Here is a 14,561-nt window from a genome sequence, read left to right as displayed (position 1 = left end):
AGAAAAAAGCAGCATTATTCTGCCAATTGTTTTCAGTTCTCGGCTAATAAATCTGAATTTTTTTCTGGAAAACCAGTGATGCTTTCAATATAACTAACTCAAAGTTTGATTCTCAGAAAAAAAGTGCTATTTTCGTGAAAATTTCACGCTATGCTAGTAAGAATTGCCATAAACAATATATTATCTTTTGGACTCCAACGAGAATTTCACTTATTGCCCAATACTCGGCTTGGTACGCTTAAAGACCATATTTATAAATTCCAGAATTTTGAGTATCTCAAACTATCTGCCATATATGGTGCAAATGGCACAGGGAAGTCGAATCTGGTGCATTGTTTGGGTATGTTACAATATCTGGTAACTAAAGAGCAAATACCTACAAAATTAAAAAACGGGCAATTCAAGTTTCAGGAAAACAAATCAGACACCCCGCAATTGATTGTAGTTGAGTTTATATTTGAAGAGACTGCTTTTTACTATGGTGTGGAGATATCAGACGGAATTATTTTAACAGAAGAATTGTACCAGTCGGGCTTGGGAACAAAAAGAGACACACTCATATTTGAAAGAAAAACTGATAAAGAAGGCAATACTACTATCAATTTCCCTGAAAAATTTGAAAAACAGGAAAAAAACAGAATTCTCAAGGAAGTTTTATTACAAGAGTTTGTGAGGCCTAACAAGCCAGTAATAAAGTTGCTTGCCAACCGAGACAATAAAGATTTACAAATTGTAAAAAAGGCCTATAACTGGTTTGAGGAAGGTTTAACAATTATTGCCCCACATTCTAAACCCGGTGCTTTGGCTATTCATCTGGAGCAAGATTCCGCTTTGAATATCTTCACCAATAATATCATGCACTCGTTTAATATCGGCATAAAGGGTGTAAAAGTGCAAACCGAAAAAGCCGAAGATTTCTTCGGCAAAGATAACATCAATGATTTTAAAGAAATATTTGAACAACTGAGAGAGAATCAGGAAAAAGTGGCACGTTTCAATATAGCAAATCAAAATGAAATTAGTCTGGTTGCTGAAAACAACCAGCTATATGTTAAAACACTACAAATTGAACATACCGGAAGTAATGACACCTCGGTTTTTTTCGATTTAGAAGAGGAGTCAGACGGCACTATTCGTTTACTGGATTTCGTACCAGCCTTTAATGATTTGGTAAACCAAAAAAGAGTTTTTGTGATTGATGAAATAGAAAGAAGCCTGCATCCTTTACTGATAAGGGAACTGATAAAAAAATTCTCGATGGATACGCTTACAAAAGGGCAACTGATATTTACTACTCATGAATCAAACTTGCTCGACCAAGCCATTTTCAGAACAGACGAAATATGGTTTACTGAAAAAGACAACACAGGCAGCACAGATATGTATTCGCTGAGTGCATTTAAAGAACATAAAACCATTGATATCCAGAAAGGATATTTAAGCGGTCGTTATGGGGGGATTCCGTTTTTGGGAAATTTGCAGGACTTAAACTGGCATAACTATGTTACTCAGGAATAGGCTTTTTAAGCGCGAAGAACCCGATATGAGTGCTGCCAAGATTTATATATTCTGCGAGGGTAAAGACCGAGAGTATAATTATTTTAAATATTTTGAGGGAATCGATTCGCGGTTGAATCTTGTTATCTATAAACTTGATGGAACCGAAGACAACTCGCCTTCGGGTTTGCTCAAACTCGCAGAAGAATCGCTGATAAAAACAGAAGATAACCCAAAGCCGCTTTATGATTACCGGCCAGACCAAGATAATGTCTGGATTGTACTAGATACCGATAGAGACAAATTCGATAGCAGGAAAAACGCCCTTGTTGAAGTACGACAAAACTGTAAAGAGAAAAACTGGGGAGTAGCGCAAAGTAACCCTTGCTTTGAAGTGTGGCTCTATTACCATCAGGAAAGTACAAAACCAACTTTTGATGAAATAGAGGTTCCGAATAAATGGAAAGAACATCTAGGAAAGGTATTTTCGGGAGGTTTTGACACCCGAAAGCACCCGCTGCTTATTCAGACCGCAATAGTAAATGCTGAGCAGCATTTTCAGCAGAATGAACATGGGTTTCCTGACATTGCAACAACGGAGGTATTCAGGTTAGCGCAGCATATACTCGCAATTGGGAAAATAAAAGAAAAATTCAGTAATACTCTGAATCAATCATCCGCTAATTTTACAACCCCCGCATCCAGTCGGTCAGGAGGCGCACACCAAACGCCGTAGCCGATTTCATGGAGCCATATTCGGAGTCGCCAAAGGCCATACCGGCGATGTCCAGATGCGCCCAGTTGGGGTGTTCGTCAATAAATACTTCCAGAAACTTGGCGGCGGTAATGGCTCCGGCAATGGGCAATGACGAAAGGTTCTTTACATCGGCAATATCTGATTTCATCATGTCCTTGTAGTCGTCCCAGAGGGGTAAACGCCATAGTTTTTCTCCGGTGGCCTGCCCTGTTTCGAGCAGTTGCTGCGCCAGTTGGTCGTTGTTCGAGAGCAAGCCGGCGGCTTTGTAACCCAGCGCGGCAATACAGTTGCCTGTAAGCGTAGCGAGGTCAATCATCACGTCAGGTTCATAGTTTTTCTTGAGGTAGGCTAGTCCGTCGGCCAGAATAATGCGTCCTTCTGCGTCGGTGTCTATAACCTCAATGGTTTTGCCTGAGTAGGTATGAATCACATCGCTTGGTTTCAGCGAATTGCCATCCACACAGTTTTCAGTGGCCGGAATTACGCCAATCAGATGCACGGGCAGTTGCAATTTAGCGGCCATTTCCATAGCACCCAATACCGCGCCCGCGCCGCCCATATCCGACTTCATGTAGCTCATGCTACCTGCGCCTTTGATTGACACCCCGCCCGTATCGAACGTAACACCTTTGCCCACCAGCCCTATTTTTTTGAGGGGCTTTTGGGCCATTGCCGAAAGGTTGTATTCCATCACAATAAAGCGCACGGGGTTTTCGGTGCTGCCTTTGCCTACGGCCAGCAAAGCCCCTAAACCTAATGCCTCGCACTGTTTCTGGTCGAACACCTTTACATCGAAGCCGTACATTTCGCCCGATTTCAGGGCAAATTCGGCTATTTTTTCTGGATATTTCTTGTTAGCAGGGGCATCAACCAATGTCATAATACGGCTTTGGGTGTTGGCCATTTGCTCGCCTGCGGTGGCCTGTAACTGTGCCTTCCCGATATTCTTCTCGGCTACCAGTATATCAAGCGCGGTGTCGGTCTCGAAAAAATCGGTGCCTTGTTGGGCATCGGTTTTAAAAACGCCTATTTCGTATCTGGCCAGACAAACCCCGTTCACGATGTATTCAATGGCGTTTTCGAGTTTGGCTGTTTTGAGGTACAGATACACAGTGGCGGGTAGTTTTTTCTTGTTCTGGTAGAAAAACGAACGGAACACACGGGTGAAATCGGCGGGTTGAGGGTTCTTACCCAGCCCTATGAGATATATTTTATCAAATCCTTTTCTGGACGGATACAACGCGAGGGTTTCTTTCAACCCTGCTTTGAAATCCTGCTGCAAGGTTTCGGCCACAAGCCCTGCCTGGCGCGCAACACGTGCCAGTTGTTCGGGTAGTTTTTCGTTAGCAATGAACGGATAAACCATAACCCGTGCGGCAATTGGCGAAGTAGTTTGCGATACAGGAAGTTGCGAAGAAATATTGATTTTCATACACTTAAAATTTATATATGGCTATTGGTACAGGGCAACAAACTACCCCACAGCCCTAAAAGCTGTTCAAGATTGAACAAATAAACTGAATAAACAAGTATCTGGCGAGAAGTTTAGCACCTTGCGCGTGCCTGTTGTTACCGGAGCCTTATGCGTGCCTAGTAAAACAACCACTCTACGGCTTTTGAGAACTCCTGACCCCAGCGTTTTTCGCTGTGTTCTCCTTTTGAATCGAGCGATAGCTTTACGTCTATCTTGCTGTTGTCCCAGTGCTGGCTTCCGATGGTTTCTTTTATACGTCTGATACCCGGAATCATGGTTGCGCTTTCTTTGCCCCCACCATACAAGTATATTTTTGAACTGACAGGGCTAAAAAACTCGGTTATATCGAAATAGATTTTGTCAGACACCCACAAAGACGGCGAAAAAACCATTAATCGCCCAATGGTTTCGGGGTACATAAGCCCCGCATAGAGGCTGATAAGCCCACCCATCGAACTGCCGCCTATGCCCGTAAACTGGGCTTCGGGTTTGGTACGGAAATTGGCATCGATGTAGGGTTTTAAGGTACGCACAATAAAATTGGCATATTTCATGCCCAGCCCTTTGCCTTTTTTCTCGACCGTGTAGGGCGAATACTCTCTGAAACGGTCTTTATCGCCGTGGTCAATGGCTACTACTATCAAATCAGCTTTGCCCTGTTTGGCCAGTAACGACAAACGTTTGTCGATTTCCCAGTTGCCATAGCCTGAACCTTCGCCAAAGAGGTTCTGGGCATCCTGCATATATAAAACCGGATACCGCTTATCGGTTTGTTTGTCATAATCATGCGGCAACAAAATATGAATGGCGCGCGTTTTGCCTAACTGCGGAATAGCAAATTCTTCGGCAACAACCTGTACTTTAGGCATGAGTTTGGGCACCGAAGCCGTAGAGCCATCTTGCCGCCAGAAAGGTACGAAGTCTTTGATACTCCCTTGTTTTTTACTGACAATACGGTTGGCCGACGAGTTGCCGTATGAATCAAGCTCTACGAAATCCCAGCCACCGCGTGTGTATTTATACTCTATGGTTTCGGGGAGTTTTTTATCTGGCGAAAAACTGAATTTATATTTTCCTTTGCTTACCTTTTCCATTTCAAACTCCGATAAATCGGGGTACCAGTCACAAAAATTTCCGGCAAGGTAAACGGGTCTGTCGTCCTCAATTGGGGTTGCTAACTCAAAACTTAATAACGTACGATTACTCATTTTTACTTTGGGTGTACTAAATTACTATCCGAAAAAGCCTCAAACATACATAAGAAAACTTTCTTTTGTATGTTTGAGTTCAAAAAAAAGTTCATTTTTAATGTGGGAATCAGTTGGGAATCAAACACTTGTGCAGATGAGGTGAGGCGGGTAATTCTTTGAAAAATCATATTCGGCTAGCCGAACCCTGCTTACCTGTTAAGTTAAATTACGGAGCAAATTTAATGATTAATAGCAATTCTGAAAGGGTTATTTACATTAGGTATTACCTTCGTACAACTGGATTGGTTTGAAAAAACTCACTTTGAGCTAACCCCAAACACAGGTCTGTGTATACCTTCAATGGCTTATTCTTAGTCAAAGATATTTATATCTTATCTATCATTAATATATAAATATTATATTTCATGTCTTGCAATTTTCCGACTGAAGTTGTTACAGTAATATCATAATCTTTTATTGTTTTACTTGAGTAAGTAACAATAACTCCATCAGTCATAGGTGCCGAACCAGTCGACAAATAATTTAAAGATTTAATTTCATTTAGAAATGTCTGATAATATTTACTAACACTTGTACTAAATGATATTCTAGTTGTACCATCGTCAAGAAAATATATTGTAACTGTATTTCTTGTAGTTACGCCTTTATTTTTCGTTGCTGTAAAATTAGAGTCTGATATATATGAATAATAGATTCCTGAATTTTTTTTTGACAAACTAAACCTTTCTGATTTAGAAAAACTAAAACCTTTATTAATAACAAAATCATTAAAGCATTCAAATTTTTCACAAGTCATCTTTTTTATCAAGTCTTTTATAGCTAGAGTCTGACAAAATAGAGAATTTGAAATAAGTAAACATAAAAAAAACACTATCATATTTTTTTTCATAGCAAAACTTAATTTTTAAAGGGGAAATAATATTTCATACTCAATAGTAAATAGAAGTTTTGTTATTGGCAAATAAATTTACTGAAGTTGCCTCAAATGCGTCATTTGGCATTTCTGACGCGAGAAATATCGACAAAAAAGAAGAATTGAAGATTTAGATAAGAATAATTAAAGATACAAAATTTATAAAAACTCATACCTACTAAAAGAGGTCGAAGCACGTTTGAGTATTTTGAATATGATTAGCTCATATTTATTATTAAACATGAAATAGACGTAATACTATTATTCAAGAGAAAGCTATTAAAGAAATGCTTTGCACCTATACTTATGAGATTGCATAAATGATTGCCCCTATCCGGCGGAATATAAAAAATCAGCCAGATAGGGAGAAGAATGTACCTTAACTTTCAGAGTATATTTACTCACCACACCAAGTGCGCTACACCATTACTTTTGCAGGGCATCCCACAGAATCTCGACCGGATGTTGGGCCGTGCGGCCGGTTCCGTCGTGTATCTGGTGGCGGCAACTAGTGCCGGGGGCTGCAATAATTACGTCGTCGGCTTGTTTCCTGACGGTCGGGAAAAGCACCAGTTCACCGATTTTCATCGAAATATCGAAATGCTCTTCTTCATACCCGAACGACCCCGCCATGCCACAACAGCCCGACGGAATCAGGTGTACTTCGTAATTGGCTGGCAACGAGAGCATCTTTTTGGTGGGTGTTAACGAAGCCACCGCTTTTTGCTGGCAATGCCCATGTAGTTTTATTAGCCTTTTCTCGGTCGTGAAGCTCGCCTTGCTGATATTCCCCTTGTCTATTTCGCGGGCAATGAACTCATCAACCAGTAGCGCATTTTTAGCCAGTGCTTGGGCGTGTGGCAGCAGTTGGTCGGTTACCAAGTCGGGGTATTCGTCTCTGAACGTCAGAATGGCCGACGGCTCCACGCCTATCAGCGGGGTTTCTTCTGTAATGAGGTCTTTCAGCAGGCTTACGTTTTTGTTAGCCAGTTTTTGCGCTTCTTTCAGCATCCCTTTCGAGAGGTAAGCCCTGCCGGCATCAACATGGGTCGGAATAATAACCTCATAGCCTAGTTTCTGTAACAGAAATATGGTTTTCTTCCCGATTTCGACATCGTTATAATTCGTAAATTCATCACAAAACAAGTACACCTTTCTGGTGGCGTTGGCATTGCTGTTTTTACCGATGTGCTTCTGATACCATTTTCTGAGGGTATCTTTCTGCAATAGCGGCATGGTGCGGTCGGGGTGAAACCCTACTACTTTGTTGGCTATTTTCCGAAGCGGCGCGTTATCAAAAATAAGGTTATAGGCCCACGGCACATAAGAGGCAAGGTTACTCATTTTGGCATAGTTGCCTATAAGCCACGAACGCAACGGCACGCCGTGTTCTTCGTTGTAGTGTTGCAGAAACTCCATTTTCAGCTTGGCAACGTCTACGTTCGAGGGGCATTCTGATTTACAGCCTTTACACACAAGGCACAAGTCCATTACTTCTTTTACCTCTTTGCTATCGAAGCGGTTCAGTTTCTCGGAGCGTGTAAGCACCTCGCGCAGAATGTTGGCTCTGGCGCGGGTGGTGTCTTTCTCGTTACGGGTAGCCATGTAACTAGGGCACATAGTGCCCCCGCTAAGCTCGGTTTTGCGGCAATCGCCCGAGCCGTTACATTGCTCGGCGTGTTGCAGAATTGTCTGGTTGCTGAACCTGAACACCGTTTGTAGCTCAGGGGTTTGCTGCCCTGCTTCGTAGCGCAGAAACTTATCCATCGGTGGAGTGTCAACAATCTTGTTGGGGTTAAAAATATGCTGAGGGTCCCAGACCTGTTTCAGTTCTTTAATGAGCTGGTAGTTTTTTTCACCAATTTGCTGGCGTATAAACTCCCCTCTCAGGCGGCCGTCGCCATGCTCGCCCGATAGCGAGCCTTTATATTTTTTTACGAGTGTCGAAATCTCCTCGGCAATGAGCCTGAACTGGCGGTGGCCTTCCTGCGTTTTGAGGTTAATAATGGGGCGCAGGTGGATTTCGCCCGAACCGGCGTGTGCATAATGCACCGACGACATATTGTTTTTTGCCAGCACCTCGTTAAACTCCCTGATAAACTCAGGCAAATCGTTTACATCAACGGCGGTATCTTCAATAACGGCCACGGCTTTTTCGTCGCCCGGCAGGTTCGACAACAAGCCTAGTCCGGCTTTTCGGAGTGTCCATATTTTTTTGGTATCTTCCCCAAAAAGCACCGGAAAATGATACCCCAGCCCACTGGCGCGCATTTCGGCTTCCATGTCGGCAGCCAGTTGTCTGACTTCCTCCATCGAGTCACGGGCAAGTTCTACTACCAGAATTGCGCCCGGGTCGCCCTGTACAAAGAAACGGTTCTGGCGTTGTTCCTTGTTTTCTTTGGTACATTCCAGAATGTAGTGGTCAATCAGTTCAACGGCCGAAGGCTTATATTTAAGGGCAATGAGGTTGGCCCGTAGCGATTCATCAATCGAATTAAAATGCACACACACCAGCCCCGCAAAGCGTGGCGGCAGCGGGTTTACGTGCAGTTTTATTTCTGTCAGGAAAATCAGGGTTCCTTCTGACCCCGCAATGAGTTTACAGAAATTGAAAGGGGCCTCCGAAGCAGGGGTAAACACTTCGGTTTCGAGTAGTTCGTCAATGGCATAGCCGGTGTTGCGGCGTTCGATGCTTCTTTTCGGAAACTCGTTTCTGATTTCGTCCTGTACCTCTCCGTTGCTCAACACACGGTTAATATGTTGGTAAATGCGGCCTTCGAGGGTGGTATCGGCGGTTTTGCATTTTGCTTCAAATTCGGCCAAGCTCAGGTCTTTAAAAGTAACATAAGAGCCATCGCTCAGGTAGCCTTTTACTTCGAGCAGGTGGTTACGCGTTGAGCCATATACAACCGAGTTAGACCCGCACGAGTTATTGCCCACCATGCCGCCTATCATGGCGCGGTTGGCGGTTGAGGTCTCCGGCCCAAAAAACAGCCCGTGCTCTTTCAGAAACATATTCAGTTCGTCGCGCACAACGCCGGGTTGTACTCTTACCCAGTTTTCGGCCTTGTTGAGTTCCAGAATTTTTGTAAAAGTTCTTGAGACATCTACCACGATGCCGCTCCCGACTACCTGCCCGGCCAGCGAGGTTCCGGCCGTGCGCGGAATCAGCGACGTATGGTTATCTTGGGCAAAGGATATAAGTTTTTGCAGGTCAGATTCATTTTTCGGAATAGCCACCGCCAGCGGCATCTCACGGTAGGCCGAGGCATCGGTAGCATAGAGTGTCCGCATGACTTTATCGTAATGAAGTTCGCCTTCTAGTGTCTGGGCAAGCTGTTTCAGTTGGTCATCAAGCATTATCTGTCAATTCAAATTTTATATCCTGTACTCATTTTTAAAGAAGACTCCAAAATTAAATAATCTACCGAATAAATTATTTAAAAAGTACAAAAGAATTATTTTACCAGATGCCATAAATGGGGCATTTATGTGCCTGAAATTGAAACAATATTTTGGCAAAAATGATTTTTACAAAGCTCTAAATGTCAGCAGATTACCAATTATTTTTTAGCATTTTGTACCAAGCCATTGATTTTTGCAGGGCAACCGAAGGCGGTAGTGTGGGTTTTATGATTTGGTATTATTCCAATATGCAGCCCTGTGGCCATAAAACTGGTTTAAAACGATTGCAGCACCAGAAAAGCCCCGAAATGTAGCCTGATGCCCCCCTGAGCCGATAGGAGTTTTTTAATGTTGGGGCAAGTGGCCGGCTAGTAAATACCTGCCGTGAGCGGGCTTTGGGCGCAGGGCCACAGGGGGTTGTGGAAGTGCACTTCTGTTATATTTTTTTGTCATTTAGCCATAAACCGATAAATAATACGTGCCAAAGGCAGCAAAAATTACTGTAAAAATCAATATACTATGGGTTTTGTACAATTTTCATCAGTTTTTTTTGGCGTTTTACTGAATTTTTAACGCATTTTTTTGGACTTTAAATATTTCTTTTTGTAGTTTTGAAAGTTAATTAGCAGTAATGTTCTATATATTCACGGCATATTCCAATAATAGTGCAAAAAGGGGGTGTCGAAATGGTAGTGCAAATGTCTGATAAACAAGTTTTTACGAAAATTTATTAACTCACTTTAATTACAACCTATGATGAATTCCTACCAAGTGGGTCGCCCCTCTGGGCGGCTATTGGCTAGTGTGAAAAAGTATGTTTTCACCCTTGCTGCAATGTTGCTAACATCATTCACATTTACGGTAATGGCTCAGGACGTAACAGTTACAGGAACTGTAAAAGGTACTGATGGAACTGGCCTGCCAGGTGTAACTGTGCAAGAGAAAGGTACTACAAAAGGTACTCAGACAAACGTTGATGGTACATACAAACTTCCGGGTGTTTCAAAAAATGCTACCCTAGTATTCAGTTTTGTAGGTATGCAAACGCAAGAAGTTGCGCTTGGCAACAAAACAGTTGTTGATGTAACGCTTTTAGACGACTCTAAAGCACTAGAAGAAGTTGTTGTTGTTGGTTATGGTACTCAGAAGAGAAAAGAAATTTCGGGTACAGTAACAAGTTTAAGTAGCCGCGATTTTAACGCAGGGGTAGTAACTAACCCACTTGCTGCGGCACAAGGTAAAGTTGCTGGTTTGGTAATTACACAAAGTAGCGGTAACCCTAACGCCCGCCCAACTGTACGCCTACGTGGTACGGGGTCGTTGAGTGCAGGTAGTGAGCCACTTTATGTAATTGATGGGGTGATTGGCGCGCCTATCGAGAACATTGCTCCTGAGGACATCCTGACGATGGACGTACTAAGAGATGCTTCTTCGGCTGCTATTTATGGTTCAAGAGGTGCTAACGGGGTTATCCTGATTTCTACCAAAAGAGGTAAAGCAGGTGCTACTACCGTAGATTATAACGGATATGTTGGTAGTGAAACAATTGCACAAAGACCTGACCTGCTTAATGCTGCCGAGTTCAGACAAGCTGCTCAGAAATACAACCAACCTTTTGATGATAACGGTGCTAACACCGACTGGATGAAAGTTATTACACGTACTGCCATGACTCAAAACCATAACTTGGGTGTTTCGGGTGGTTCTGAAAACTTCTCATACAGAGCTTCGGTTGGTTATCTTGACCAAGTTGGTACGTTGTTGGGTTCAAGCAAAGCGCGTTTGAATGGTCGTTTAAACCTTGATGCTAAAGGCATGAACGGCAAATTATTAATGAAATTCAACGTTTCGGCTTCGCAGGCTGATGCAAACATTGCACAAGACAGAGCTATCGGTTTTGCCATGAATATGCGCCCAACCGACCCTGTTTATAACCAGAATGGTACTTATTTCCAGATACCGGGTACATTTGCTAACTTTAACCCGTTGGCATTGATTGAGAATACTACTCAAAAAGAAAAACTTCAAGACCTTCTTTTCAATACTCAGGCTGGTTATACTATTATTGATGGTTTAGTGTTGAACGTGAGCGGAACTTTACGTACACAAAATAAAAACTCAAGCTACTACGCTCATTCTACGCCTGACAACCTACTACGTACAGTAGGTGGTAATGCTGCTTCAAGAGGTCTGGATGCCGTAACCGACAAACAGTTGGAAACTACCCTGAACTACTCTAAAGCTATTACTTCAAACAGTAACCTGAATGTATTGGCGGGTTATACTTATCAGGATGTTGTTTCTGAAGGCTTCGGTGCTTCTAACAATAACTTCCTGACTGATATTTTCGGTGCCGATAACCTCGGTTCTGGCTTGGGTATCAGAAGCAACCCGAACCTTTTGGGTTCTTACAAAAACGAATACAAACTTATTTCGTTTTTAGGTCGTGTGCAGTATAGCTTAATGAACAAGTATTTCGCTACTGTAAATATGCGTCGTGACGGTTCTACTAAATTCGGGGATAACAACAAATGGGGTTTCTTCCCGTCGGTTTCAGTAGGTTGGACACTTAGCGAAGAGGCATTCCTGAAAGGAAACCCAACTGTTGATAACTTGAAACTTCGTGTAAGCTGGGGTAGAACTGGTAACTCAGAAGGTATCTCTCCGTTACGTTCAAGAGGTTTCTATGGCCCAAGTGGTACTTACTACGATGCTACACTTAACGATTTCTTGCCTTCTTATGCTATTCAGGGTAATGCTAACCCTAACCTGAAATGGGAAGTAAACGAAAACTACGGTGCTGGTATTGACTTCGCTCTGTGGAAATCAAAACTAACCGGTAATATCGACTGGTATACTCGTAAAACAAAAGACTTGTTATATGTAGTAAATGCACCTCAAGAAAAAGGATACATCTACCCGACTATCCTTGCTAACGTAGGTAGTATGCAAAACAAAGGGGTTGAAATCTCGTTAACTTACCAATGGATTGATAAAAAAGATTTCACTTTCAGCTCAACATTTGCAGGTTCATTCAACAAAAACAAGGTTATCAGCTTATCGAACGACTTGTTCAAGGCTCAGAACCAGATATTCCTGACTACCAACTTGGGTAGCAATATCAGAGGTACTTCTGCCGTTAACTTCTCGGTATTACAGGCTGGTTACCCTGTGGGTGTGTTCTACGGTGCAAGAGTTGCTAAAATCGAAAATGGTAAATATGTGTTCAAAGACCTTGACAACAACGGAACCGTTGAGCCAAGTGCCGGTGACAGAGATTACCTAGGTGACCCGAACCCGTTCTTCGTAGGTGGGTTAACCAACAGCTTTACTTACAAAAGATTCGACTTCCAGTTCCAACTAACAAGCAACTTGGGTGCTAAAATCATGAACACTAACCAATTGTTGTTAGGAAGACAAGATGGCCGTATTGCTGAATCGAACGCACTTAAATCTGCGCTTACTTCACCAATCAACGACTCGGCAACTATCCCGATGGACTACTACGTTGAATCTGGTAACTATTTGCGTGTAAACAACGCTTCGTTAGGGTATACACTACCTGCTAACTTAGGCGTGTTAAGAAGAGCACGTATTTACATTGCTGGTAATAACTTATTATTGTTTACTAAATACTCAGGTGTAGACCCTGAAATCAGTCAGGCGTTAAAAGTAGACGGAGACAACCAAAGAGCTCCGGGTATTGACGTGCGCGAAACTTATTACAAAACTCGTGGTATCACAGCAGGTATTAATCTTTCGTTCTAATAGCTAATCTTTATTTTTAAAATAAGACTGACTTATAAAATAATAATCAAATGAAAAGACAAAATATAATAAAAGTACTTTCTGTATCAGCACTTAGTTTACTAGGCTTGCAGTCTTGTACTGACCTAACAGAACCAGTGTATAGTTCAATCATTGATGACGGTAATTTCCCTAAAACTGACGACCAGATTGCGGCCGTTCTTGGGCCTGCCTATGGTGGCCTGAGAGGCATGACCGACAACTGGTTTAACCCAAGTGAAGCTACAACCGATGAGTTGATTGTGCCTACTCGTGGGGGTGACTGGTTCGACAACGGTGACTGGCTGGCGTACTCGCGCCATACTTACACCGCGCAACACTCACCAATCAACAACGCATGGGGTTTCATTTTTGGTAATATCTCACAGGTAAACCAGTTAATGCAGGTGGTAAAAAGTAATCAGAAAGCCGTTGACGAGCTTCGCGCTATTCGTGCTTTTTATTACTTCATGGCTATTGATATGTTCGGTAACGTACCTATCGTAACCGATGCCAGCTCAAACGCCGGTACTAAAACCCGTGCAGAAGTATACGCTTTTATCGAGTCTGAACTAACAGCGGTTATTCCGAACCTTAACGCAGGTAAAGTATATAGCCGTATCAATCAGGACGTAGCCAATATGCTTCTGGCTAAATTATACCTCAATGCCGGTGTATACAAAGGCACACCAGAATGGCAAAAAGCGTATGATACCATTAACAAGGTTATCAAATCGGCTAACGCTTATACGCTAACAGCCAGCACGCTCGAAAACTTCGCGGTTCAGAACCAAGGCTCAACTGAAAGTATCTGGAATATTCCTTACGATAACTTCAAAGCAGGTGGTATGAACTTCCAGATGAGAACCCTTCACTATGCTAACCAACGTACTTATAACTTAGGTAACGCTCCGTGGAATGGTTTCTGTACTTTAGCTGAGTTCTATAACTCTTTTGACCCTAAAGATGCACGTATCAAAATGTGGTTAACTGGCCAGCAATATGCGGCTGACGGTACTCCGCTAACTGATGCTAAAAACCAGCCTCTGGCTTTCATTACTGATTTCAATAAAGACCAGATGACCGACGCCGACCCTGAGTTTCAGGTAGCGGGTGCTCGTTCGCAAAAATATGAGATTCAAAGAAATAACCCTAACGGCGACCAAAGCAACGACTTCGTTGTGTTCCGTCTGGCTGATGCCATTCTGGTAAGAGCTGAGGCGGCTTTCAGACTAGGTAAAACTGCTGAAGCATTGGCCGACGTTAACACTATCAGAACCCGTTCTGGTGTGGCTCCACTAACAACCCTTACTGCTGACGCTATTCTTGCTGAAAGAGGCCGCGAGCTTGCTTGGGAAGGCTGGAGACGTAACGACATGATTCGTTTCGGGGTTTATTCTAAAGAAAGAAAATTCATGAAGAATACGGATAAAAACAAAGAGTTGTTCCCGATTCCTCAACCTCGTATCGATGCAAACCCAGCATTAAAACAAAATCCTGGGTATTAATAATCAATAA

General features: G+C 42.7%; 8 protein-coding genes. 4 read left to right on the top strand and 4 right to left on the bottom strand.

What is annotated here, in order from left to right; genetic code table 11:
• The first annotated feature begins 150 nt into the window (after nucleotides 1–150).
• Both WAA15_RS12520 and WAA15_RS12515 read left to right on the top strand, forming a co-directional pair.
• On the top strand, nucleotides 151–1,518 hold the full coding sequence (locus tag WAA15_RS12520; protein WP_337043101.1) for an AAA family ATPase: 1,368 nt from the start codon (nucleotides 151–153) through the stop codon (nucleotides 1,516–1,518).
• Complete coding sequence (locus tag WAA15_RS12515; protein ID WP_337043100.1) at nucleotides 1,502–2,233, top strand: RloB family protein; 732 nt, start codon at nucleotides 1,502–1,504, stop codon at nucleotides 2,231–2,233. The genes WAA15_RS12520 and WAA15_RS12515 overlap by 17 nt, the downstream gene beginning before the upstream one ends.
• Here the strand turns inward: WAA15_RS12515 and WAA15_RS12510 are convergent.
• The 4 genes from WAA15_RS12510 to WAA15_RS12495 all read right to left on the bottom strand — a co-directional run bounded on the left by WAA15_RS12510 (nucleotide 2,184) and on the right by WAA15_RS12495 (nucleotide 9,212).
• Nucleotides 2,184–3,686, bottom strand: coding sequence for a leucyl aminopeptidase family protein (locus WAA15_RS12510; RefSeq protein WP_337043099.1), 1,503 nt, complete (start codon nucleotides 3,684–3,686; stop codon nucleotides 2,184–2,186). The genes WAA15_RS12515 and WAA15_RS12510 overlap by 50 nt on opposite strands.
• Before the next feature lie 158 nt (nucleotides 3,687–3,844).
• Nucleotides 3,845–4,936 (bottom strand): alpha/beta hydrolase, encoded by a 1,092-nt coding sequence (locus WAA15_RS12505; protein WP_337043098.1) that lies wholly within the window; start codon nucleotides 4,934–4,936, stop codon nucleotides 3,845–3,847.
• Between the two features lie 367 nt (nucleotides 4,937–5,303).
• On the bottom strand, nucleotides 5,304–5,828 hold the full coding sequence (locus WAA15_RS12500) for a hypothetical protein (protein WP_337043097.1): 525 nt from the start codon (nucleotides 5,826–5,828) through the stop codon (nucleotides 5,304–5,306).
• 450 nt (nucleotides 5,829–6,278) lie between these two features.
• Nucleotides 6,279–9,212, bottom strand: coding sequence for an FAD-binding and (Fe-S)-binding domain-containing protein (locus tag WAA15_RS12495; protein ID WP_337043096.1), 2,934 nt, complete (start codon nucleotides 9,210–9,212; stop codon nucleotides 6,279–6,281).
• 798 nt (nucleotides 9,213–10,010) lie between these two features.
• Here WAA15_RS12495 and WAA15_RS12490 point away from each other — a divergent pair.
• Both WAA15_RS12490 and WAA15_RS12485 read left to right on the top strand, forming a co-directional pair.
• Nucleotides 10,011–13,025 (top strand): SusC/RagA family TonB-linked outer membrane protein, encoded by a 3,015-nt coding sequence (locus WAA15_RS12490; protein ID WP_337043095.1) that lies wholly within the window; start codon nucleotides 10,011–10,013, stop codon nucleotides 13,023–13,025.
• Between the two features lie 50 nt (nucleotides 13,026–13,075).
• Nucleotides 13,076–14,551: a RagB/SusD family nutrient uptake outer membrane protein gene (locus WAA15_RS12485; RefSeq protein ID WP_337043094.1), complete on the top strand. Its 1,476-nt coding sequence runs from the start codon at nucleotides 13,076–13,078 to the stop codon at nucleotides 14,549–14,551.
• The last annotated feature ends 10 nt before the right edge of the window (nucleotides 14,552–14,561 follow it).

This window comes from Emticicia sp. 17c (genome assembly GCF_037153985.1).
Classification (GTDB): domain Bacteria; phylum Bacteroidota; class Bacteroidia; order Cytophagales; family Spirosomataceae; genus Emticicia.
The sequence above is the reverse complement of the archived record's forward strand: the minus strand, read 5'-3'. Positions and strand labels throughout refer to the sequence as shown.